The sequence below is a fragment of the Comamonas resistens genome, from assembly GCF_030064165.1.
Lineage (GTDB): Bacteria > Pseudomonadota > Gammaproteobacteria > Burkholderiales > Burkholderiaceae_C > Comamonas > Comamonas resistens.
In genome coordinates this window covers 3,456,674-3,477,471 of the sequence record NZ_CP125947.1, presented here as the reverse complement: position 1 = coordinate 3,477,471, position 20,798 = coordinate 3,456,674, and the positions used below count along the sequence as shown (strand labels likewise).

20 protein-coding genes are annotated in these 20,798 nt (G+C 61.3%); all 20 read left to right on the top strand.

Going from position 1 to position 20,798, the window contains the following annotated elements; translation table 11 throughout:
* Window positions 1-72: 72 nt before the first annotated feature.
* The 20 genes from surE to QMY55_RS16095 all read left to right on the top strand — a co-directional run bounded on the left by surE (window position 73) and on the right by QMY55_RS16095 (window position 20,746).
* Complete coding sequence (surE, locus tag QMY55_RS16190; RefSeq protein ID WP_283485189.1) at window positions 73-861, top strand: 5'/3'-nucleotidase SurE; 789 nt, start codon at window positions 73-75, stop codon at window positions 859-861.
* Window positions 858-1,643: a protein-L-isoaspartate(D-aspartate) O-methyltransferase gene (locus QMY55_RS16185; protein ID WP_283485188.1), complete on the top strand. Its 786-nt coding sequence runs from the start codon at window positions 858-860 to the stop codon at window positions 1,641-1,643. Before surE ends, QMY55_RS16185 begins: the two co-directional genes overlap by 4 nt.
* A 13-nt stretch (window positions 1,644-1,656) precedes the next feature.
* A complete protein-coding gene (locus QMY55_RS16180) occupies window positions 1,657-2,517 on the top strand; it encodes a peptidoglycan DD-metalloendopeptidase family protein (protein ID WP_283485187.1) in 861 nt (286 codons plus the stop codon).
* Between the two features lie 2 nt (window positions 2,518-2,519).
* The gene (locus tag QMY55_RS16175; RefSeq protein WP_283485186.1) at window positions 2,520-3,611 is read left to right on the top strand and encodes an RluA family pseudouridine synthase; all 1,092 of its coding nucleotides are present in this window, start codon (window positions 2,520-2,522) and stop codon (window positions 3,609-3,611) included.
* Window positions 3,612-3,710: 99 nt separating this feature from the next.
* Entirely contained in the window at window positions 3,711-4,880 is a 1,170-nt protein-coding gene (scpB, locus tag QMY55_RS16170; protein ID WP_283485185.1) for an SMC-Scp complex subunit ScpB, read from the top strand.
* Window positions 4,877-6,457: a pseudouridine synthase gene (locus QMY55_RS16165; RefSeq protein WP_283485184.1), complete on the top strand. Its 1,581-nt coding sequence runs from the start codon at window positions 4,877-4,879 to the stop codon at window positions 6,455-6,457. The genes scpB and QMY55_RS16165 overlap by 4 nt, the downstream gene beginning before the upstream one ends.
* A 122-nt stretch (window positions 6,458-6,579) precedes the next feature.
* The gene (gene ndk, locus QMY55_RS16160) at window positions 6,580-7,005 is read left to right on the top strand and encodes a nucleoside-diphosphate kinase (protein ID WP_158386264.1); all 426 of its coding nucleotides are present in this window, start codon (window positions 6,580-6,582) and stop codon (window positions 7,003-7,005) included.
* Window positions 7,006-7,134: 129 nt separating this feature from the next.
* Window positions 7,135-8,256 (top strand): 23S rRNA (adenine(2503)-C(2))-methyltransferase RlmN, encoded by a 1,122-nt coding sequence (gene rlmN, locus QMY55_RS16155; RefSeq protein WP_283485183.1) that lies wholly within the window; start codon window positions 7,135-7,137, stop codon window positions 8,254-8,256.
* 25 nt (window positions 8,257-8,281) lie between these two features.
* Window positions 8,282-9,133, top strand: coding sequence for a type IV pilus biogenesis/stability protein PilW (pilW, locus tag QMY55_RS16150; protein ID WP_283485182.1), 852 nt, complete (start codon window positions 8,282-8,284; stop codon window positions 9,131-9,133).
* Entirely contained in the window at window positions 9,126-10,094 is a 969-nt protein-coding gene (locus tag QMY55_RS16145; protein WP_283485181.1) for a helix-turn-helix domain-containing protein, read from the top strand. The genes pilW and QMY55_RS16145 overlap by 8 nt, the downstream gene beginning before the upstream one ends.
* A 153-nt stretch (window positions 10,095-10,247) precedes the next feature.
* Window positions 10,248-11,519 carry a flavodoxin-dependent (E)-4-hydroxy-3-methylbut-2-enyl-diphosphate synthase gene (gene ispG / locus QMY55_RS16140; protein WP_283485180.1) on the top strand — a complete coding sequence of 424 codons (1,272 nt, stop codon included), beginning with the start codon at window positions 10,248-10,250 and terminating at the stop codon, window positions 11,517-11,519.
* A gap of 224 nt (window positions 11,520-11,743) precedes the next feature.
* A complete protein-coding gene (gene hisS, locus QMY55_RS16135; protein WP_283488987.1) occupies window positions 11,744-13,012 on the top strand; it encodes a histidine--tRNA ligase in 1,269 nt (422 codons plus the stop codon).
* Between the two features lie 154 nt (window positions 13,013-13,166).
* Window positions 13,167-13,844 carry a YfgM family protein gene (locus QMY55_RS16130; RefSeq protein WP_283485179.1) on the top strand — a complete coding sequence of 226 codons (678 nt, stop codon included), beginning with the start codon at window positions 13,167-13,169 and terminating at the stop codon, window positions 13,842-13,844.
* Between the two features lie 53 nt (window positions 13,845-13,897).
* Window positions 13,898-15,034, top strand: a complete 1,137-nt coding sequence (bamB, locus tag QMY55_RS16125; RefSeq protein WP_283488986.1) for an outer membrane protein assembly factor BamB — start codon at window positions 13,898-13,900, stop codon at window positions 15,032-15,034.
* Between the two features lie 116 nt (window positions 15,035-15,150).
* The gene (gene der / locus QMY55_RS16120; RefSeq protein ID WP_283485178.1) at window positions 15,151-16,491 is read left to right on the top strand and encodes a ribosome biogenesis GTPase Der; all 1,341 of its coding nucleotides are present in this window, start codon (window positions 15,151-15,153) and stop codon (window positions 16,489-16,491) included.
* 100 nt (window positions 16,492-16,591) lie between these two features.
* A complete protein-coding gene (gene hfq, locus QMY55_RS16115) occupies window positions 16,592-16,846 on the top strand; it encodes an RNA chaperone Hfq (RefSeq protein WP_158386282.1) in 255 nt (84 codons plus the stop codon).
* A 100-nt stretch (window positions 16,847-16,946) separates the two neighbouring features.
* Window positions 16,947-18,110, top strand: coding sequence for a GTPase HflX (gene hflX, locus QMY55_RS16110; protein WP_407650703.1), 1,164 nt, complete (start codon window positions 16,947-16,949; stop codon window positions 18,108-18,110).
* Between the two features lie 71 nt (window positions 18,111-18,181).
* The gene (hflK, locus tag QMY55_RS16105) at window positions 18,182-19,579 is read left to right on the top strand and encodes an FtsH protease activity modulator HflK (RefSeq protein ID WP_283485176.1); all 1,398 of its coding nucleotides are present in this window, start codon (window positions 18,182-18,184) and stop codon (window positions 19,577-19,579) included.
* An 11-nt stretch (window positions 19,580-19,590) separates the two neighbouring features.
* Complete coding sequence (hflC, locus tag QMY55_RS16100; protein ID WP_283485175.1) at window positions 19,591-20,481, top strand: protease modulator HflC; 891 nt, start codon at window positions 19,591-19,593, stop codon at window positions 20,479-20,481.
* Between the two features lie 22 nt (window positions 20,482-20,503).
* A complete protein-coding gene (locus QMY55_RS16095) occupies window positions 20,504-20,746 on the top strand; it encodes a DUF2065 family protein (protein WP_407650528.1) in 243 nt (80 codons plus the stop codon).
* The last annotated feature ends 52 nt before the right edge of the window (window positions 20,747-20,798 follow it).

Sequence of the window (20,798 nt, the reverse complement as noted above, 5' to 3'; positions counted from 1 at the left end):
ATGATGGAAGTGTGGCGTGAATGCCGCGTGTCTCTGTCGTGACGCGCGGCACGCCTACAATCCGCAGCATCCATGAAGATTCTTATTTGCAATGACGACGGCTTCCAGGCCCCAGGCATCGTGGCCTTGCACGATGCGCTGCGTACTGTGGCAGACGTTGAAGTGGTGGCGCCCGAGCACAACAACAGCGCCAAGTCCAACGCGTTGACGCTGAACGCGCCGCTGTATGTGCACAAGGCCTACAACGGCTTTCGCTATGTGAACGGCACGCCGGCCGACTGCGTGCATATCGCGCTGACGGGGCTGCTGGGCTACAGGCCTGACCTCGTGGTTTCGGGCATCAACAACGGCGCCAATATGGGCGACGACACGATTTACTCGGGTACCGTGGGTGCAGCCATGGAAGGCTATCTGTTCGGTATTCCATCGATCGCCTTCTCGCAGGTGGACAAGGGCTGGGCCGAGCTGGAAGCAGCGGCCGCCACGGCGCGCCAACTGGTGCAGGACATGCAAAGCCAGCAGCTGATCGGTGCCCTGCCATGGTTGCTCAATGTGAACATCCCCAATATGCCGCTGGACGCGCTCAAAAGCGTCAAGCTGTGCCGCCTGGGGCGTCGCCATGCGGCCGAGCAGGCTATTCAGCAGCAAAGTCCGCGCGGCGAGACCATGTACTGGATCGGCAGCGCTGGCGCGGCCAAGGATGATTCGGAAGGCACGGACTTCCACGCCACATCCCATGGTCATGTGGCCATGACACCGCTTAAGGTGGATCTGACCGATCACGAAAATCTGGGCTACTGGGCGCAGACAGCCAGCAAACTGGCGGGCCAGCAAGCCTCTTCGCCGGCGGTGTCATCGTGAACGAGCGCCGCTCGCCTCAGGTACCGGGCTGGATTGCCCGTTCGGTGCAAACCAGTACCAGCGCGGCGCGTGCGCCCGCAGCGCCCAAGCCCATCAATCCGTTGCGTGTGGCCGCGTCCCCCGTCGGTGTGGGGTTGGACTCCTCGACCGTGCGTGCGCGCATGGCCCAGCGCATTGGTGCAGCAGGTGTCGGTAACCCTGCGGTGCTGCAGGCCATGGCGACGGTGGAGCGCCATCGTTTTGTCGACAGTGCGCTGGTCAATCAGGCCTATGAAGACACCAGCTTGCCCATAGGCCTGGGTCAGACCATCTCCAAGCCCAGCGTGGTGGCGCGCATGATCGAGTTGCTGCTGGACTCCGATGCGGGCAAGGCCGGCTTGGGGCGTGTGCTGGAGATCGGCACGGGCTGCGGCTATCAGGCGGCTGTGCTGGCCATGGTGGCCAAAGAGGTTTACTCGATCGAGCGTCTGCGCGGCCTGCATGAAAAAGCCCGCAGCAATCTGCGCCCCATGCGCCTGTCCAATGTGCACCTGATTCTGGGGGACGGCATGGTGGGCTTTGCCAGCGGCGCACCCTATGCGGGCATTATTGCAGCGGCGGGCGGAGAGTCCGTGCCGCAGGAATGGTGCGACCAGCTGGCCGTTGGTGGACGCCTGGTGGCTCCTGTCGTGGTGGGCGCTGGTAAGCAGGCACTGCTGGTGATTGACAAGAGTTCACACGGTTTTAAACAGACAATTTTGGAAGCAGTCAACTTTGTCCCTCTAAAATCGGGGATCGCCTAGAAGGGAATAGCTTATGTTGGTATCGCGAAGTCTTGGTGCATTGGGAACGGCTGTGCTGGCAGGTGTCATCCTGGCAGGTTGCTCCACCCAGGCAAACAGGGCTCCTGTGGAGGATCGCGGACAGTCGGCCTCCTCGTCTTCCAGTGTGGACGTCAAGTCCCTGCCCGGTGCGGAAAATGCGGGCAAGCCCGGCTACTACACCATCAAGCCCGGTGACACGCTGATCAAGGTTGGCCTGGAGCATGGCCAGAGCTGGAAGGACATTGCTCGCTGGAGCAATCTGGACAACCCCAATGTGATCGAAGTCGGTCAGGTGGTGCGCGTGGTGCCGCCAGGACGTGATGCGCCCGTCGCATCGTCGGGTTCGGGTCGCAGTGTCGCGCCTGTGGTTGTGGGCGGTGGCAGCACCGCGACATCATCCTCGGCGACGACCACCCCCGCTGCAACGGCAACGCCCGTGCCATCCACGCCTGCAACCACCCCTGCGCCGGTTGCCAAGGGCGCCGACGATGTGAATTTCATCTGGCCTGCCAGCGGTTCGCTGATTGCCGGCTTCGATGAGGCCCGCAACAAGGGCTATGACATCAGCGGCAAGGCCGGTGACCCAGTGCTCGCTGCTGCCGATGGTCGTGTCGTGTATGCCGGTGCCGGCCTGCGTGGCTACGGCAACCTGATCATCCTCAAGCACAACAACACCTATCTGACGGCCTATGCCCACAACCAGTCCTTGCTGGTCAAGGAAGACCAGTCGGTGAAAAAGGGCCAGAAGATTGCCGAAATGGGCAGCACCGACGCCGATCGCGTCAAGCTGCACTTCGAGGTGCGTCGCCAGGGCAAGCCTGTCGATCCTTCGCGCTATCTGCCCTCTCGTTGAGCATGGCTGGACAACGCAAGCAAGCCTCACAAGCCCCTGCCCCGCAGGGGCTTGTGTCTTCTGATGCGCAGAATATGACACGCAGTGCCGATCAAAACTGGGACGAATCGTCCGAGGAAGCCGTTGACGATCCCGAGCTTGGCAGCCCCGAGGTCGAGCAGCGCGAGCTGGTCGTCAGCACCGAGCATCACGGCCAGCGCGCCGACAAGGTGCTGGCGCAGGGCGTTTCCGAGTTCTCGCGCAGCTATCTGCAGCAGTTGCTGGCCGATGGCGCCGTCACTCTCAATGGCAAGGTGCTGCTCAAGCCCTCGGCCAAGGTGGCGGTGGGCGATCTGCTGCGTGTGGAAATGCGGCCTACCCAGCAGTCCATGGCTTTTCAGCCCGAAGCCATGGATCTGCAGGTGGTCTATGAGGACGATGATCTGCTGGTCATCAACAAGCCTGCCGGTCTGGTGGTGCACCCCGCTCCCGGAAACTGGACGGGCACGCTGCTCAACGGCCTGCTGGCGCGCGATGAAAAAGCGCGCCAGGTGCCGCGCGCCGGTATCGTCCACCGTCTGGACAAGGACACCAGCGGCCTGATGGTGGTGGCGCGCAATCGCAGCACCATGGATGCCCTGATCAAGATGATTGCGGCGCGCGATGTGAGTCGCCAGTACCTGGCCATTGCCCACAAGGAATGGGGCGCACGCAAGCGCCGCGAAGTCAATGCGCCCATTGGCCGTGACCCGCGCAACCGCCTGCGCATGGCAGTGGTGGACCTGAATCTGCACCCGGGCAAGCAGGCGCAAACCGATTTCGACTGGCTGGCCGGTGATGCTTCTCATACCCTGGTGCGCTGCACGCTGCACACGGGGCGCACGCACCAGATTCGTGTGCACATGGCATCGCTGGGCCACCCCTTGATTGCCGACACACTGTATGGCGGCCATCCCGAGGGCGGTCTGGAGCGACAGGCCCTGCATGCCTTCAGGCTGGCTTTCGAACATCCGGTGTCCAGAAAGCCGCTGGTGCTCTATGCGCAGCCGCCGCAAGACATGGCTGCAGCACTGGATTTATGGGGTCTGCGTTACAATCCCCCCGAAAGCCTCTGACCATCACTCGCATGGCATCTCCGGGGCGCTTCCCTCACTTCTTAGAATCAGGCGTCCCACCGCAAACGGTGCGACGGCCGCTCCCGAAACGCTGCGCCCATGAATACGGTAGATGCCAAGCGGGTTCTTGAAACAGCATTGATTTGTGCTCCGCAGCCTGTAACGCTGCGGGAGTTGCGCTCACTTTTTGATGATGTGCTGGGCTCGGACACGATCAAGGATTTGCTGCTGGACCTGCAAAAAGACTGGGCCCTCAAGGGCGTGGAACTGGTGCAGGTGGCTTCGGGCTGGCGTTTTCAGAGCCGACCCGAAATGCGGGTGTATCTGGACAAGCTTCATCCCGAGAAGCCGCCCAAGTACACGCGTGCCACGCTGGAGACGCTGGCCATCATTGCCTACCGTCAGCCGGTCACGCGTGGCGATATCGAGGATATTCGCGGCGTGACGGTGAACAGCCTGATCATCAAGCAGCTCGAAGATCGAGGCTGGATCGAGGTCATCGGCCACCGGGAAACCGTGGGTCGCCCGGCACTGTTTGCCACCACGCGCCAGTTTCTCGATGACCTGGGCCTGCAGTCGCTGGACCAGTTGCCCATGCTGGAAGAAACCCAGGCCCAGCAAAGCTTGTTCAAGGCGCTGGATGGAGAGGACGGCGGTGAAGCCGCCGGGTCGGAAGCGGGTGCTGAGAACGCATTGCCGCAGGACGGTGGTGACACCGCAGCGCTGGCTGAAGCAGAAACCGAGGTTGTGCCAGAGCCTGAAGCGCAGGCCGAGGTCGATCAAGCAGAGGAAGCTGCGGGCCGCATAGAAACTGCCGAAGCTCAGCCAGAGTCTGGAGTGGAGCCGGAGGCTGAAATTCAGGAGTTGGATTCAAACCCGGCTCAAACGTTGGTGGGTGTTGCGCAAGCAGCTACTGAAATAGAAGAGATTGAGTCACCTGAGTGGCAGCCTGAGGCGGTGACTGAGCCTGTGGTCGAGCCTGACGTGGAGAAGCCCGCGGTCAGCGCTGTCAGCAGGCCCAAGGTGGCCAAGCCCGCCAGGACGGTGAAGGTGGCGGAACCTGAGTCCACGCCAGCCGCCAGGAAGACGGGGCGTGCCGAATGGGTGGGCCTGAAGGCGTTTCTCGAGGATGACTACGGTGTCGATGACGACGAAGCCGTGGAAGATAAGAACATTGCGCTGGCCGACGATGCATTGCACGGCGATTCAGCAAACGAGCGAATTGTGGAGGGTGACGATGGCGTCATCCCCGAAGGAAAACCGGAATGAACAACGAGACATCGAATCAGATGCCAGAGCCTGCAGCCGCTTCCCCGGAAGCCGAGCCGCTCAAGAAGCCCCGCAAGCCGCGCGTGGTCAAGCCCAAGGATGGCGCCGAGGCCAAGAAGCCCGCGGCTGCGCGCAAGCGTGCCGGCGTCAAGAAGGACGGCGCTGCCGAGGTCAAGCCGGCCCGCAAGCGCGTGAGCAAGCCGCGTGCAGAAGAAGCTCCTGTCACTGAAGAGCTGGCTCAGCCCGTGGCCGAGCAGGAAATGGTGTTGGAAGCACAGGATGCTGCAGATTTTGAAGCTGATGAGGTAATCACAGACAGCGCTGAAGTACAAAAAAGTGTCAAGTCTCACAAGGGCCAGAACATAGCCTTTGCCGATGTGATCTCGGGTGACTTTGACGATGAAGAGGAAAACGGCAGCGATATGCCGGCCAAGCGTGTGCTGGCGCCTCAGGTCGATTCTCCCAAGCTCCACAAGGTACTGGCCCAGGCCGGCATGGGCTCGCGCCTGGAGATGGAGCAGCTGATTCTCGAAGGCCGCATCTCGGTCAACAACGAGCCGGCTCACGTCGGTCAGCGCATTCAGTTTGGCGATGTGGTCAAGGTCAACGGCCAGCCCATCCGTTTCCGTATCGATCCGCCGCCCGCTCGCGTGATTGCCTATCACAAGCCCGTGGGCGAAGTGGTGACACATGACGATCCGCAAAACCGCCCCACGGTGTTCCGCAAGCTGCCCAAGCTGCAGCACGGCAAGTGGCAGTCGGTCGGTCGTCTGGACCTGAATACCGAAGGTCTGCTGCTGTTCACCAGCTCGGGCGAGCTGGCGAACTCGCTGATGCACCCCCGCTTCGGCCTGGAGCGTGAATACGCGGCCCGCGTGCTGGGCGCCCTGAGCAAGGAAGAAAAGCAGCGTCTGCTGGACGGCGTGCAGCTCGAAGACGGCGAAGCCAGTTTTGGCGCTGTGGAAGATGGCGGCGGCGAAGGCGCGAACTGCTGGTACCGCGTGACCATCTCCGAAGGCCGCAACCGCGAAGTGCGCCGCATGTTCGAGGCCGTGGGCCATGCGGTCAGCCGCCTGATCCGCATTCGCTATGGCGCCATGATGCTGCCGCGTGGCCTCAAGCGCGGCGCCTGGGTGGAGCTCGATCAGGCCGATATCCAGGCCCTGATGTCGGCGGCTGGCGTCAAGGAACGCGTTCCCGTGGAGCGCAACACCGGCGGCGCCCGTGGCGCCAACAACCGTGGCGGTCGCAACAACCGCAGCGGCGGTCGTGGCAACGGCATGAATGCCGATCGCGCACCGCAAGGCCGCCGCGAAGGCGGTGGCCAGCGCCGTGGCGAGTGGGATGGCAACCGTCCCGCGCCTAGCGGCATGCTGGGCAATGCTCCCCGTGACGGCCAGCGCGGCAACAAGGGTGGCAATCGCTCGGGTGGCGCAGCCGGTCGATCGCAAAGCAGCCAGCCCGATCCCATGCGTACTTCGGTGGGCTATATCGGCGGCGACAGCCTGTCGCGTGCCCGCCAGAATGCCAAGCGCCGTCCAGGTGGCGGCGGTGGTGGTCGCCGCGGTGGCCGCTAAAAAGGCGTCCGTAAGGAATTGAGTGCTGCCTGGACTTCAAGGTCTATGGCGGCACCGCTAAAATCAACCGTTTTGCTTTTTCGGCAAAAACCCATAGTAACCCTGATTAGGAAATAATCATCATGGCTATCGAACGCACTCTCTCCATCATCAAGCCCGACGCAGTTGCCAAGAACGTGATCGGCCAAATCTACGCCCGCTTCGAAGCTGCTGGCCTGAAGATCGTGGCTGCCAAGCTGGTGCACCTGTCGCGCGGCGAAGCCGAGCAGTTCTACGCTGTGCACAAGGAGCGTCCTTTCTTCAAGGATCTGGTGGACTTCATGGTCTCCGGCCCCGTGATGATTCAGGCCCTGGAAGGCGAAAACGCCATTCTGAAGAACCGTGAACTGATGGGCGCTACCGACCCCAAGAAGGCTGAGAAGGGCACTATCCGCGCCGACTTCGCCGACAGCATCGACGCCAACGCCGTGCACGGCTCCGACGCTGCTGAAACCGCTGCTGTGGAAGTTGCCTTCTTCTTCCCCGGCATGAACGTGTACTCGCGTTAATCCACGCTAGCTTTACAGCATGCTCTCGCTGACGCCAGTGCTTCGCTTGTGCGGGGCCGGTGTCAGCACTGAAATTGCTGGCCACGGCGTGGCAAACACCGTTCGCAAGACGCCTCGCCACATGCCGATATGACTACTAACTTGCTTGATTTTGACCTCGAAGGACTGACCGCTTATTGCGAGCAGCTCGGGGAGAAGCGTTTCCGTGCGACGCAGCTGTTCCGCTGGATTCACCAGCGTGGCGCATCCGATTTCGACCAGATGACCGATCTGGCCAAGTCCCTGCGCGAAAAGCTCAAGAGCCGGGCCCATATCACCGCGCTGCCCGTGGTGACCGAGCATGTCTCGGCCGACGGCACCGTCAAATGGTTGTTCGATGTGGGTGACGGCAATGCTGTCGAATCCGTTTTCATTCCTGAGGACGACCGTGGCACGCTGTGTGTCTCGTCCCAGGCTGGTTGCGCCGTGGGCTGCCGCTTTTGCTCGACCGGGCATCAGGGCTTCAGCCGCAATCTCAATACTGGCGAAATCCTCGCCCAGCTCTGGTATGCCGAGCATTCGCTGCGCAAGCGTTTCGGTACCGAAGATCGCATCATCTCCAACGTGGTGATGATGGGCATGGGCGAGCCGCTGCAGAACTACGGCGCGCTGGTGCCCGCCCTCAAGGTAATGCTGGACGACCATGGTTATGGCCTGTCGCGCCGCCGCGTAACGGTGTCCACCTCCGGCGTGGTGCCCATGATGGATCGCCTTTCGCAGGACTGCGCCGTGGCGCTGGCTGTGTCCCTGCATGCGCCCAATGATCCGCTGCGTGACAATCTGGTGCCGCTGAACAAGAAGTACCCGATTGCCGAGTTGCTGGATGCCTGTGAGCGCTATCTGGAGTTCGCACCGCGTGACTTCATCACCTTCGAATATTGCATGCTCGACGGCGTCAACGATCAGCCGGAGCATGCCCGCCAGCTGATAGAGTTGGTGCGCGCGCGTGGCGATGGCAAGAGCTGGTGCAAGTTCAATCTGATCCCGTTCAACCCGTTTCCGGCTTCAGGCCTGCTGCGTTCACCCGCTGCACGCGTGACCGAGTTCGCCACCTTGCTCAGCAATGCGGGCATTGTGACCACGGTGCGCAAGACGCGTGGCGACGATATCGACGCCGCCTGTGGTCAGCTCGCCGGTGATGTCAAGGATAGAACCCGCGCTGCCGAGCGTATGGCCAAGCAGCGCACCATCCCGCTCAAGCAGGTGTCTTGACGGAGTTTTGAATAAAGGACAGTACATGAGGGCAGTGGTTAGCCAGCCGGTTTTGAAGCATTGGGGTCTGCTGGCCCGATGGGGAGTTCCGGTTGTTGCTGCCGCGTTGGTCGGCTGCACCAGCACCACGACCACCACGACTTCTTCCACCTCGGTGCCCCAGGCTTCGGTGGTGAGCACGGGAGCGCCCTCTGTTGCCGATGCCGGCCGACGTGCGCAGATTAGGCTCGAACTCGCTGCCAACTACTACCAGGCGGGCCGTATGGATGTCGCCATGGAAGAGGTGGGGCAGGCACTGTCCGCCAAGCCCGATTACGCCGATGCCTATGGCCTGCTGGGCCTGATCCTGATGCAGAACCAGGATTGGGGTCAGGCCGACATCGCCATGCGCAAAGCCATTGACCTGAACCCCAGGGATGGCAACCAGATTCACAACTACGGCTGGATGCTGTGCCAGCAAAAGCGCTTTGATGAGGCGCAGCCCTGGTTTGACAAGGCGCTGGCGGCACCTGGCTATCGCGAGCAGCCCAAGACCCTGCTGGCCAAGGGTATGTGCTATCAGCAGGCCGGGCAGCTGGATCAGGCCTACGAAAGCATGTTTCGTGCCTATGAAATGGACCTGGGCAATGCCGCTGCTGGCTACAACCTGGCAAATGTGCTGTGGCTCAAGGGTGATCTGAGCAAAGCGCAGTTCTATATTCGCCGCTTGAATAACAATAGCAACCAAGCCAGTCCGGAAAGCCTCTGGCTGGGAATCAAAATAAATAGGGCATTGCACGACGATATTGGAGTGCGTCAGCTGGCCGACCAGCTGCGTGATCGCTTCCCGCAATCGCGCCAGTGGCTGGCCTATGAGCGTGGAGCCTTCAATGAGTGATGGTGCGGTGAGAGAGGTGACTATGCAAAGCGAAGAGCAGGCGCAAACCCAGACCAGCGCCGGAGCCATATTGCGTCAGGCGCGGGAAGCCGCCCGCATGCAGCTGCCGACCATGGCAGCCATGCTGAAGGTGCCGCAGCACAAGCTGGAGGCGCTGGAGGCTGACCAGTACGAGGCCTTTCCCGACCATGTATTCATGCGTGCCCTGGCCATGGGCATGTGCCGCAACCTGCATATCGATGCAGAACCCGTGCTGGCCTTGCTGCCCCGCACCGCGCTCAAGAGTCTGGGCAGCGCCGGCGGCGGCATCAATGAAACCGTCAAGGAGCGCAGCCATTTCAAGTCTTCGGGCCCTTCGTTTGACTCCCGTGACGGCAGCTCGCGCAAGATCATTGCCGGTGTGCTGCTGCTGCTGGCTGCCGCCGCAGCGGTCTACTTTGTGCCCTTCCATCAGGCCTCGGACAGCTCGGCGGATGACTCGTCGCAAGTGACCGAAGCCCCTGCGGTCGCGCAGGCGCCGGCTTCGGGTGTGGTGGTGGAAACTGGTTCCGTGGTGATTCCTTCGGAAACGTCCGCGGAAGCGGTCGCGCCTCTGCCATCGGCATCGGCAGTCAATGAAGCTGCAGGAACTGCTGCTGCGTCGGCAGCAGCAACGCCCGCAGCTCCTGTCGTGGCTGCCGAGACTGCGGCAACTGCGGTGGCTGCCCCTGCCGCCGATGCAGGGTCTGCGTCCGTGGTGGAATTCAAGGCCTCGGCCCAGTCCTGGGTCAAGGTCAAGGATGCATCGGGCAAGGTGGTGCTGGAAAAGACTCTGACCAAGGATCAGTCCGTGACGGCCGAAGGCAAGCTGCCCTTGTCCGTGATCGTGGGCAATGCCAAGGGCACCCAGGTTCTGGTGCGCGGCCAGCCTTTCGATATTTCGACCACGCGTGACAACGTGGCTCGTTTCGAGGTGAAGTGATGAAGCACCCCTTGAGCGGCTGCACCGCTTTCCCCTCTCTCTACGCGCTTTGCGCTAGGGGAGGGGAACGACAGCCTCGGTGCGGGGCGGCCCTTCCTCGCCGTCTCTTGCTTAGATCGCGCCAGGTTTGTGTGCAGCGCTCGGATAACTGAAATGATGACAGTGCAAGATTCTCAGAAGCCCGTGGCAATAGCCAGCCCGTTGCCGCGCAGATCGCGTCAGGCCCGTGTGGTGTGGCGCAACAACGTGGTCACCGTGGGGGGCGACGCGCCCGTGCGCGTGCAGTCCATGACGAATACCGACACCGTGGATGCCGTGGAAACCGCTATTCAGGTGCGCCAGCTGGCCCAGGCCGGCTCGGAGATGGTGCGTATCACCGTCAACACGCCCGAAGCCGCGGCGGCCGTGCCCTATATCCGCGAGCAGCTCGACCGTATGGGCGAGTATGTGCCGCTGGTGGGCGACTTCCACTACAACGGCCATCGTTTGCTGACCGACTACCCCGACTGTGCCCAGGCCCTGTCCAAGTACCGCATCAACCCCGGCAACGTGGGCAAGGGCGACAAGAAGGACAAGCAGTTCGGCCAGATGATCGAGATCGCTGCCAAGTACGACAAGGCGGTGCGCATCGGCGTGAACTGGGGCTCTCTGGACCAGGAAATCATGGCCGAGCTGATGGATCAGAACAGCAAGCGCGCCCAGCCCTGGGAAACGCGTCAGGTCATGTATGAGGCGCTGATCACCTCGGCCATCAGCTCGGCCGAGCTGGCCAGGAACATCGGCCTGAACCCCGACAACATCATCCTGTCCTGCAAGGTCAGTGGTGTGCAGGATCTGATCTCGGTCTACCGCGAACTGGCCCGCCGCTGCGACTACGCGCTGCACCTGGGCCTGACCGAGGCCGGCATGGGCACCAAGGGCACGGTGGCTTCGACCGCTGCGCTGTCGGTGCTGCTGCAGGAAGGCATTGGCGACACGATTCGCGTCTCGCTCACGCCCCAGCCCGGCGAAGCGCGTACGCAGGAAGTCGTGGTGGCCTCCGAAATTCTGCAGGCCCTGGGTCTGCGCGTGTTCGTGCCCAGTGTCACGGCATGCCCCGGCTGCGGCCGCACCACCAGCACCACCTTCCAGGAGCTGGCCAAGAGGATCGATGACTTCCTGCGCGGTGAAATGCCTGTCTGGCGTACCCAATACCCGGGCGTGGAAGCGATGAAAGTGGCCGTGATGGGTTGTATCGTCAACGGCCCCGGCGAGAGCAAGCATGCCGACATCGGCATCAGCCTGCCCGGCAATGGCGAGGCGCCTGCGGCGCCAGTGTTCATCGATGGCGAGAAGGCCTTGACGCTGCGTGGCGAGCATATTGCCGAAGAGTTCCAGGGCCTAGTGCTGGACTATGTGCAACGCCGCTACGGGGCCAAGAACTGAGCAGGATCTGGCGGATGAATTGCTGACTTGCGGCACGCATACGGCACAATGCCAGCCCATGGATTTTTAGATTTGATAGCTGCTAGCGCGCTATCTGCATAGGTTTGAATAAGGTTTCTAGTTGAAAGTGCAAGTTGGCATGCGCGGCATGCTCTTGTTTTGCTAGTGACCCAAGTGAGAGATTTCACGTGGCAAAGAACGACAAACTGAGCGCCGTCAAAGGCATGAATGACATCCTCCCGCCCGATTCGGCGCGCTGGGAATGGTTCGAAGACAAGGTGCGCAATCTGATGGGCCGCTTTGCCTATCGCAATATCCGTACGCCCATCGTCGAGCCTACGGCCCTGTTCGTGCGCGGGCTGGGCGAGGTGACCGACATCGTCGAGAAGGAAATGTATTCCTTTGAAGACAAGCTCAATGGCGAACACCTGACCATCCGCCCCGAAGGCACGGCCGGCGTGGTGCGCGCCATCGTGGAAAACAATCTGCTCTACGACGGCGGCAAGCGTTTGTTCTACATCGGCCAGATGTTCCGCCACGAGCGTCCCCAGCGTGGCCGCTACCGTCAGTTCCACCAGGTGGGCGTGGAAGCCATGGGCTTTGCCGGTCCCGAACTGGATGCCGAAGTCATCCTGCTGGCCGACCAGCTGTGGAAGGAGCTGGGCATCGAGGACGTGCGCCTGGAGCTCAACAGCCTGGGTCAGCCCGAGGAGCGCAAGGCCCACCGCGAGGCCCTGATCGCCTACTTCGAGCAGCACACCGAGGTGATGGACGAGGAGGCCAAGCGCCGCATGTACAGCAACCCGCTGCGCGTGCTCGACACCAAGAACCCCGCCATGCAGGACATGGTCAATGCCGCGCCCAAGCTCATGGACTATTTGGGTGAGGGCTCCAAGGTTCACCTCAAGGCCGTGCAGGACATCCTGGATGCCAATGGCGTGGCCTGGACACTGAACCCGCGTCTGGTGCGCGGCATGGACTATTACAACCTCACGGTGTTCGAGTTCATCACCGACAAGCTGGGCTCGCAGGGCACGATTTGCGGTGGCGGTCGCTACGACTATCTGATCGAGGAAATCGGCGGCAAGCCCGCTCCTGCCGTGGGCTGGGGCATGGGTGTGGAGCGCGTGCTGGAAGTGCTCAAGGAAATCGGCACCGAGATTCCTCAGCCCGCTGCCGATGCCTACGCCATCATTCCTGATGCAGCGGCTTTGCCCCAGGTTTTCAAGACCGTGCAGCAGCTGCGCGCCGCCGGTGTGGCCGTGCAGATGCACGCCGCCGCCGGTGGCTCTGCCGAAGGCATGGGCTCAATGAAGTCCCAGTTCAAGAAGGCCGACGGCTCGGGCGCACGCTTTGCCCTGATCTTCGGCGCCGACGAGCTGGCCCAGGGCAAGGTGACCGTGAAGTCGCTGCGTGATGGCGAAGGCCAGCAGCAGTTGCAATCCCTGGCCGAAGTGGCGCAGTGGGCAGGCAGCCTAAAATCGTCGGCCTGAACCAGAAGCTCTCCCGTTTTCTGACAGGCAAGACTTACGCAAACTAGGATCAAGCCGGTGCTTGGCCTCAAGGAAATTGCCTTTGTGCATCCGCAGTGGCGGCCCGACTTGTTTGCGTAGGTCCTAACAGGTATTCCAATCATTCAAAGAAGCCATGGCAACTCATCTCGATCTTGAAGAACAAAAGCAACTTGATCAGCTCAAGCATTTCTGGAATTCCTGGGGAACCTTGATCACCAGCGTTCTGCTGGTGGTGTTCTTGGGTATTGCGGGCTGGAACGGCTGGCAGTACTGGCAAAAGCGCCAGGCCGTGCAGGCTGCCGGCCTGGAGTTTGCCGTGGATCAGGCGCTGACCGCCAAGGACCAGGCGCGAGCCGATCAGGCCTTTGCCGAGCTCAAGGACAAGTACGCAGGCACGGCCCAGGCCAGCCAGACCGCTTTGCTGATGGCCAAGGCCTCGGTGGAGGCAGGCAAGCTCGACGATGCCAAGGCCGTGCTGAACTGGGTGACGGAAAAGGGCGACGAGGGCTCCAAGGCTCTGGCGCGTATCCGTCTGTCTGCAGTGCTGGAGCAGCAAAAGAGCTTTGAAGAAGGCCTGAAGGTGCTGGACTTTGCGATGCCGGAGGCTTTTGCGGGCCTGCAAGCAGACCGCCGCGGTGACCTGTATGCTGCGCTGGGCAAGCCGCAAGAGGCCGTGACCCAATATCAGGCCGCTTACAAGGCACTGGACAAGGATCTGGACTACCGCCATCTGGTGGAGTTCAAGCTCAATGCGCTGGGTGCTGCTCCTGAAGCTGCGGCCCTGGTGAAGACAACTGCGTCGGAGAACTAATCTTGAAGACTATTGCCCAACCAGTGAACCCGGCCAAGGCCAAGACCAAGAACATGCCTCGGGCTGCCGCGCGCGTGCTGACGCTGACGGTATTGGCTGGGGCATTGAGTGCCTGCTCCATGTTCGGCGGCAAGGAAGCTCCCAAACCGTTGGATCTGGGGCCCAACCCCGGCAAGATCGCCGTGCACCAGGCCTGGGCTGTCAAGCTGGGCAGCGAGGTGCCGCTGGCCATGCCCGCGCTGGTGCAAGGTAATACGGTGACCGTGGTCACCAAGGACGGTAGCGTCACCACACTGGACGGCAATAGCGGAAGCCAACTGGGCAAGTTCAGCGCCGGCGAGCCGCTGACCACGGGTGTGGGCAGCGACGGTCAGCGCACCGCGGTGGTGACACGCAGCAACCAGCTGGCGGTGTTTGCCGAAGGCAAGCAACTGTGGAAGCACCGTCTGAATGCGGCGGTGTACACGCCTCCATTGGTTGCCGGTGGCCGTGTCTTCGTGATGACGGCTGATCGCTCCCTGGCTGCTTTTGATGCCAATAACGGTCGCGAACTGTGGTCGGCCGAAGGTCCCAGCAATGAACCGCTGATCCTGCGTCAACCGGGTGTTCTCTTGCCTGTGGGCAACACGCTGGTGGTGGGGGTGTCAGGGCGTCTGGCCGGTGTCGATCCTGACAACGGATCCGTGCGCTGGATGGCACCTCTGGCCGCGCCGCGCGGCACCAATGACGTGGAGCGTCTGGTCGATCTGGTGGGCCCGGTCAGCCGTGTGGGGGCCAGCGTTTGCGCGCGTGCGTTCCAGGCTTCTGTCGGCTGTGTGGATGTAAGCAACGCCAATGTGCGCTGGACACAGAACTCCAAGGGCAGCGATGGTATTGACGGTGATGAACAATCCGTCTTTGGGGCCGAGAGCAATGGCACGGTGCAGGCTTGGCGTCGCACCGATGGCGAGCGCCTGTGGTCCGTGGACAAGCTGCAGTACCGCAAGCTGACCGCGCCGCTGGTGCTGGGCCGCTCCGTGGTGCTGGCTGATGATCTGGGGACTGTGCACATGCTGTCGCGAGAAGACGGCTCGGCACTGACCCGTTTGCAAACTGACAAGGCGGGAGTCGCCACTGCGCCGGTTGTGGCTGCCAATACTCTGGTGGTCGTCAGCCGAAGCGGAACGGTGTACGGCTTCAAGCCTGATTGATAGTACGACTTACCCAAAGCAGGTTCAGGCAGGAGCTTTGCTCAAGGCGGCAGTCCTTGGCGCATCCGCAGCGGTGGCCCGACTTGTTTGCGTAAGTTTTAATAGGTTGTTTTGGAATGAAGCCAGTTATTGCCCTGGTAGGGCGCCCCAATGTGGGCAAGTCGACGCTGTTCAATCGGCTCACGAAGTCGAGGGATGCGATCGTCGCCGACTTTGCTGGTCTGACGCGGGATCGCCATTACGGTCAGGGCCGTCAGGGCAAGCATGAGTACATCGTCATCGACACCGGCGGTTTCGAGCCCGACGCTTCGCGTGGCATCTTCAAGGAGATGGCCAAGCAGACGCAGCAAGCCGTGGCCGAGGCCGATGTGGTGGTGTTCGTGCTCGATGCGCGTGCCGGTCTGTCGGGCCAGGATCACGAGATCGGCAATTACCTGCGTCGTCTGGGCAAGCCCACTTTGCTGATCGCCAACAAGGCCGAAGGCATGAAGGACGGCCTGCAGCTGTCCGAGTTCTACGAGCTGGGTCTGGGCGAAGTCATGCCCGTATCCGCCGCCCACGGTCAGGGCGTGCGCAGCGTGGTCGATGCCGCTTTGGGTCTGCTGAATCTGCCTGAGGTGGAGGAAGAGGTCTTCGGCGATGAAGACCAGAAGCCCGTGCGTCTGGCTGTGGCCGGTCGTCCCAATGCCGGCAAGTCCACGCTGATCAATACCTGGCTGGGCGAGGAGCGCCTGGTGGCCTTCGACATGCCAGGCACCACGCGTGATGCCATCACCGTGCCTTTCGAGCGCAATGGCCAGAAGTTCGAGCTCATCGATACGGCCGGCCTGCGTCGCAAGGGCAAGGTGTTCGAGGCCATCGAGAAGTTCTCCGTGGTCAAGACGCTGCAGGCCATCGAAGGCGCCAACGTCGTGCTGCTGCTGATCGACGCCACGCAGGGGGTGACCGATCAGGATGCTCATATCGCGGGCTATATCCTGGAAAGCGGTCGCTCGGTGGTGCTGGCCATCAATAAATGGGATGCCGTGGACGACTACCAGCGCCAGATGCTGGAGCGCTCCATCGAGACACGCCTGTCCTTCCTGAAGTTCGCGCCGCTGCATTTCATTTCGGCACAGAAGCGTCAGGGACTGGAGCCGCTGTGGAAATCCATCATCCAGGCCCATCGCGCTGCGACCTGCAAGATGCCGACGCCGGTGCTGACCCGCATTCTGCTGGAAGCGCTGCAGTATCAGACGCCCAAGAAGGTCGGAGCCTATCGTCCCAAGATGCGCTATGCCCACCAGGGCGGCATGAACCCTCCCATCATCGTGATCCACGGCAACTCTCTGGAGCACGTGACAGATGCCTACAAGCGCTTTCTGGAAGGTCGCTTCCGCAAGGAATTCAATCTCGTGGGCACGCCATTGCGCATCGACTTGAAAACCTCTCATAATCCTTACGCCGACAAGGATTAATCAGTATCGCGGCTTCAGGGAAAACCCTTTGGGGAGAGCACCCCGAGGGCTGTGGTAACGTGTCGGTTTACAACAACACTCTTCGAACACGGAGAATATCGTGAGCAATAAAGGTCAACTCCTCCAAGATCCGTTCCTGAACGCCCTGCGTCGTGAACATGTGCCAGTTTCCATCTATCTGGTCAACGGCATCAAGCTGCAAGGCCAAATCGAGTCGTTTGACCAATATGTGGTGCTGCTGCGCAATACCGTGACGCAAATGGTCTACAAGCACGCCATCTCCACCATCGTTCCCGGCCGCGCCGTGAACTTCTCGGCTGCCGCAGCGGCTGACGGCGAAGCCGCCGCATCCTAAGCTTTGCGCCATCTCGCCCGCCGGCCATGCCGGCGCGGCTTTCACCCTACGGGACAGGTATTTGAGTTCTGAATCCTTTGAGCGATCCGCGTCGGCGCCAGTGTTGCTGGTAGGCGTGGATTTTGGTGTTCCCCATTTCGACGACGAGCTGGAAGAGCTGGGCCTGCTGGCTCAGACCGCTGGCTTGCTCCCTGTTGCCCGTCTGACCTGTAAGCGCAAGGCTCCTGATCCTGCTCTGTTCGTGGGTAGCGGCAAGGCCGATGAAATCCGCATGCTGGCGCAAATGCATGGTGCCAAGGAAGTCTGGTTCGACCAAGCCCTGAGCCCTGCGCAGCAACGCAATCTGGAGCGCCATATCCAGATGCCGGTCAATGACCGGACCATGCTGATCCTGGAAATCTTCGCCCAGCGTGCGCGTAGCCACGAAGGCAAGCTGCAGGTGGAACTGGCTAGGCTGCAATACATCAGCACGCGTCTGGTGCGCCGCTGGAGCCACCTGGAGCGTCAGGCCGGTGGCATCGGAGGCCGCGGCGGCCCTGGCGAAAAGCAGATCGAGCTGGACCGCCGCATGATTGACGAGGCTATCAAGCGCACCAAGGAACGTTTGAAGAAGGTCAAGAAGCAGCGTTCGACCCAGCGCCGTCAGCGCTCTCGTCGTGATGTTTTCAATATCTCGCTGGTTGGCTATACCAACGCCGGCAAATCCACGCTGTTCAATGCCATGGTCAAGGCTCGTGCCTACGCGGCCGACCAGCTGTTTGCCACGCTGGATACAACCACTCGGCAGATGTATCTGGCAGAGGCCGAAGAGTCGGTCTCCCTGTCCGATACCGTGGGCTTTATCCGCGACTTGCCGCACGGTCTGGTCGATGCCTTCCAGGCCACGTTGCAGGAAGCCATCGATGCCGATCTGCTGCTGCATGTCGTGGATGCGTCCAACCCAGGTTTCCCGGAACAAATACAACAAGTTCAGAAAGTTCTGGCGGAAATCGGGGCTGACGATGTGCCTCAGATTCTGGTCTTCAACAAGCTGGATGCCATAGAGCCCGAACGTCAACCTGCGGACTTGCAGGATATGTACGAGCTCGATGGCGATCCGGTGCAGCGCGTGTTTGTCAGTGCCCGCTCTGGGCAGGGGCTGGCTCAGTTGCGGCAGTTGCTCGCAGACCGGGTTTTGCAGGTGCGTCAGGAGGCTGAGCGTGAAGAGCAGCAGGGGGCGGACGACTCGTACTGGATGTCCCCTGATGACGAGGCGCAATACTAGGGAATTGTGCCCCTATTGGGCACAATGCCTGCCATGGTTCATGTCTTTTTGAAAACACAGAGACTTCTCGCATGAATTTTTCACAACGCGTTCATCGCTTGGCGGTGCTACCGCAACGCATTCGCGGGATGTTCAACTTGAACGATCCGCGCTGGGGTCGTGGCGACAACAACAACGAAGATGCCTCGCAGTCCAGCAATTCGCCCTCGGACAATGACAGGCCTTCGCAATCGCCCGCGCCCGAACAGCCTCCTCGTCCCCGTCCTTCCTCCCAGCAAGGCCAGCCGCCCGATCTGGATGAGATCTACAGGGACTTTTCGCGCAAGCTCTCCAATCTGTTTGGCGGCAAGCCCGGCAACGGCCGTGGACTGCCTCCTGGCCGCAATGGTGGCGGGCAACCTGGCGAGCCCTTCAATGCGGGCAAAGGCATTTTCCTGATCGCTGGCGTGGCTGTGCTGGTGTGGCTGGGAACCGGCTTTTTTATCGTGCAGGAAGGTCAGCAGGCCGTCATCACGCAGTTCGGCAAGTACAAGAGCACGGTGGGCGCTGGCTTCAACTGGCGTCTGCCTTATCCTGTGCAAAAGCATGAGCTGGTCTATGTCTCGCAGATCCGCTCTGCCGATGTGGGCAGCGACAACATCGTGCGCAGCACGGGTCTGCGCGAATCGGCCATGCTGACCGAAGACGAGAACATCGTCGAGATCAAGTTTGCCGTGCAGTACCGCCTGAGCGATGCGCGTGCCTGGCTGTTTGAAAGCCGCAGTCCTTCCGAAGCCGTGATTCAGGTGGCTGAATCTGCTGTGCGCGAAGTGGTCGGCAAGATGAAGATGGATACGGCGCTGGCTGAAGAGCGCGACCAGATTGCGCCCCGCGTGCGTGACCTGATGCAGTCCATTCTGGATCGCTACAAGGTTGGGGTCGAAGTCGTCGGCATCAATATGCAGCAAGGCGGCGTGCGTCCGCCCGAACAGGTGCAGGCAGCCTTTGATGATGTGCTCAAGGCCGGTCAGGAGCGCGAGCGCGCCAAGAACGAAGCCCAGGCCTATGCCAACGATGTGGTGCCCCGCGCCACAGGTACGGCAGCCCGCTTGAGCGAAGAAGCCCAGGCCTACAAGTCGAAGATCGTAGCGCAGGCTCAGGGTGATGCCGGACGCTTCAGTTCGCTGTACGCCGAGTACCAGAAGGCGCCGCAAGTCACGCGTGATCGTCTGTATCTGGAAAGCATGCAGCAGATCTACAGCAACGTGACCAAAGTGCTGGTCGAGTCGCGTCAGGGCTCCAACTTGCTGTATTTGCCGCTGGACAAGATCATGAGCGGCATCAATGGTGCAGCTGCAGCGACCGCATCGGGTGATGCTGCCGCGCCTGCTGCATCATCGACGGCCCCAGCCACCACGCGCGTGGTGCCCAATCCTTCCGGTGATGCACGCAGCCGCGATGCACGTAGCCGCGATCGTGACGCCCGCTAGGAGAGCATGCTGTGAATCGAATCGGATTTTTTGTCACCAGCATTCTTGTGGTGCTGGCCTTGCTGAGCTCCACGCTGTTCGTGGTCGATCAGCGTCAGTTTGGCGTGGTCTATGCGCTGGGTCAGATCAAGGAGGTGATTACCGAGCCTGGTCTGAACTTCAAGCTGCCGCCGCCATTCCAGAACGTGCGCTACATCGACAAGCGTCTGCTGACGCTGGACAGCACCGACACCGAGCCCATGTTGACGGCTGAAAAGCAGCGCGTGGTGATCGACTGGTATGTGCGCTGGCGCATCTCCGAGCCCTCGGAATACATCCGTAACGTGGGCCTGGATGAGTCCGCTGGCGCCATGCAGCTCAACCGTGTGGTGCGCAATGCCTTCCAGGAGGAGATCAACCGCCGTACCGTGCGCGAGCTGCTGTCCTCCAAGCGCGAAACGCTGATGGCCGACGTCAAGCGCGAGGTGCTGGAGACCGTGCGCGGTGCCAAGCCCTGGGGCGTGGATATCGTGGATGTGCGCATTACCCGCGTGGACTATGCCGAGACCATCACCGAGTCCGTTTATCGCCGTATGGAAGCCGAGCGCAAGCGTGTGGCCAATGAGCTGCGTTCCACCGGTGCGGCCGAAGGTGAAAAGATTCGTGCCGAAGCAGATCGTCAGCGCGATATCACCATTGCCAATGCCTACCGTGATGCCCAGAAGATCAAGGGTGAGGGCGATGCCGAGGCAGCTCGCGTTTATGCCGACGCCTTCGGCAAGGATCCGCAGTTTGCGCAGTTCTACCGCAGCCTTGATGCCTACAAGGAGAGCTTCTCCAAGAAGAGCGATGTGCTGGTGCTTGATCCCTCGCAAAGCGAATTCTTCAAGGCCTATCGCAGCGGCGGCTCGGCCGCCAAGTAATGTGCTGATGCAAGAATGAACAATGGCCCTCAAGGGCCATTGTTCATTTTGGGATTGCTTGAGGAGCGGGTTGGGAATGGACTGGATGCAATCATTGGCGCTGGCATTTGCGCTGCTTTTGATTCTTGAGGGGCTGCTGCCCTTGTTCGCGCCAAGGCTGTGGAAGCAGATGTTTGCCCAGCTGCTGCAACTGCGCGAAGGGCAGCTGCGCTTTTGTGGGCTGCTGTGTATCGCAGCTGGATTGCTTGTGCTGATCTGGCTGTGAATACCGCCGATAACGGTTAGGCCTTATCAGCCAAATTGGGCGGGGCTGGCAA

Bases quoted from the DNA above. Each gene is read 5' to 3' on its own strand.
- surE (WP_283485189.1), top strand. From the start codon at position 73: ATGAAGATTCTTATTTGCAATGACGACGGCTTCCAGGCCCCAGGCATC.
- QMY55_RS16180 (WP_283485187.1), top strand. From the start codon at position 1,657: ATGTTGGTATCGCGAAGTCTTGGTGCATTGGGAACGGCTGTGCTGGCA.
- QMY55_RS16175 (WP_283485186.1), top strand. From the start codon at position 2,520: ATGGCTGGACAACGCAAGCAAGCCTCACAAGCCCCTGCCCCGCAGGGG.
- scpB (WP_283485185.1), top strand. From the start codon at position 3,711: ATGAATACGGTAGATGCCAAGCGGGTTCTTGAAACAGCATTGATTTGT.
- QMY55_RS16165 (WP_283485184.1), top strand. From the start codon at position 4,877: ATGAACAACGAGACATCGAATCAGATGCCAGAGCCTGCAGCCGCTTCC.
- ndk (WP_158386264.1), top strand. From the start codon at position 6,580: ATGGCTATCGAACGCACTCTCTCCATCATCAAGCCCGACGCAGTTGCC.
- rlmN (WP_283485183.1), top strand. From the start codon at position 7,135: ATGACTACTAACTTGCTTGATTTTGACCTCGAAGGACTGACCGCTTAT.
- pilW (WP_283485182.1), top strand. From the start codon at position 8,282: ATGAGGGCAGTGGTTAGCCAGCCGGTTTTGAAGCATTGGGGTCTGCTG.
- QMY55_RS16145 (WP_283485181.1), top strand. From the start codon at position 9,126: ATGAGTGATGGTGCGGTGAGAGAGGTGACTATGCAAAGCGAAGAGCAG.
- ispG (WP_283485180.1), top strand. From the start codon at position 10,248: ATGATGACAGTGCAAGATTCTCAGAAGCCCGTGGCAATAGCCAGCCCG.
- hisS (WP_283488987.1), top strand. From the start codon at position 11,744: ATGAATGACATCCTCCCGCCCGATTCGGCGCGCTGGGAATGGTTCGAA.
- QMY55_RS16130 (WP_283485179.1), top strand. From the start codon at position 13,167: ATGGCAACTCATCTCGATCTTGAAGAACAAAAGCAACTTGATCAGCTC.
- bamB (WP_283488986.1), top strand. From the start codon at position 13,898: ATGCCTCGGGCTGCCGCGCGCGTGCTGACGCTGACGGTATTGGCTGGG.
- der (WP_283485178.1), top strand. From the start codon at position 15,151: ATGAAGCCAGTTATTGCCCTGGTAGGGCGCCCCAATGTGGGCAAGTCG.
- hflK (WP_283485176.1), top strand. From the start codon at position 18,182: ATGAATTTTTCACAACGCGTTCATCGCTTGGCGGTGCTACCGCAACGC.
- QMY55_RS16095 (WP_407650528.1), top strand. From the start codon at position 20,504: ATGGCCCTCAAGGGCCATTGTTCATTTTGGGATTGCTTGAGGAGCGGG.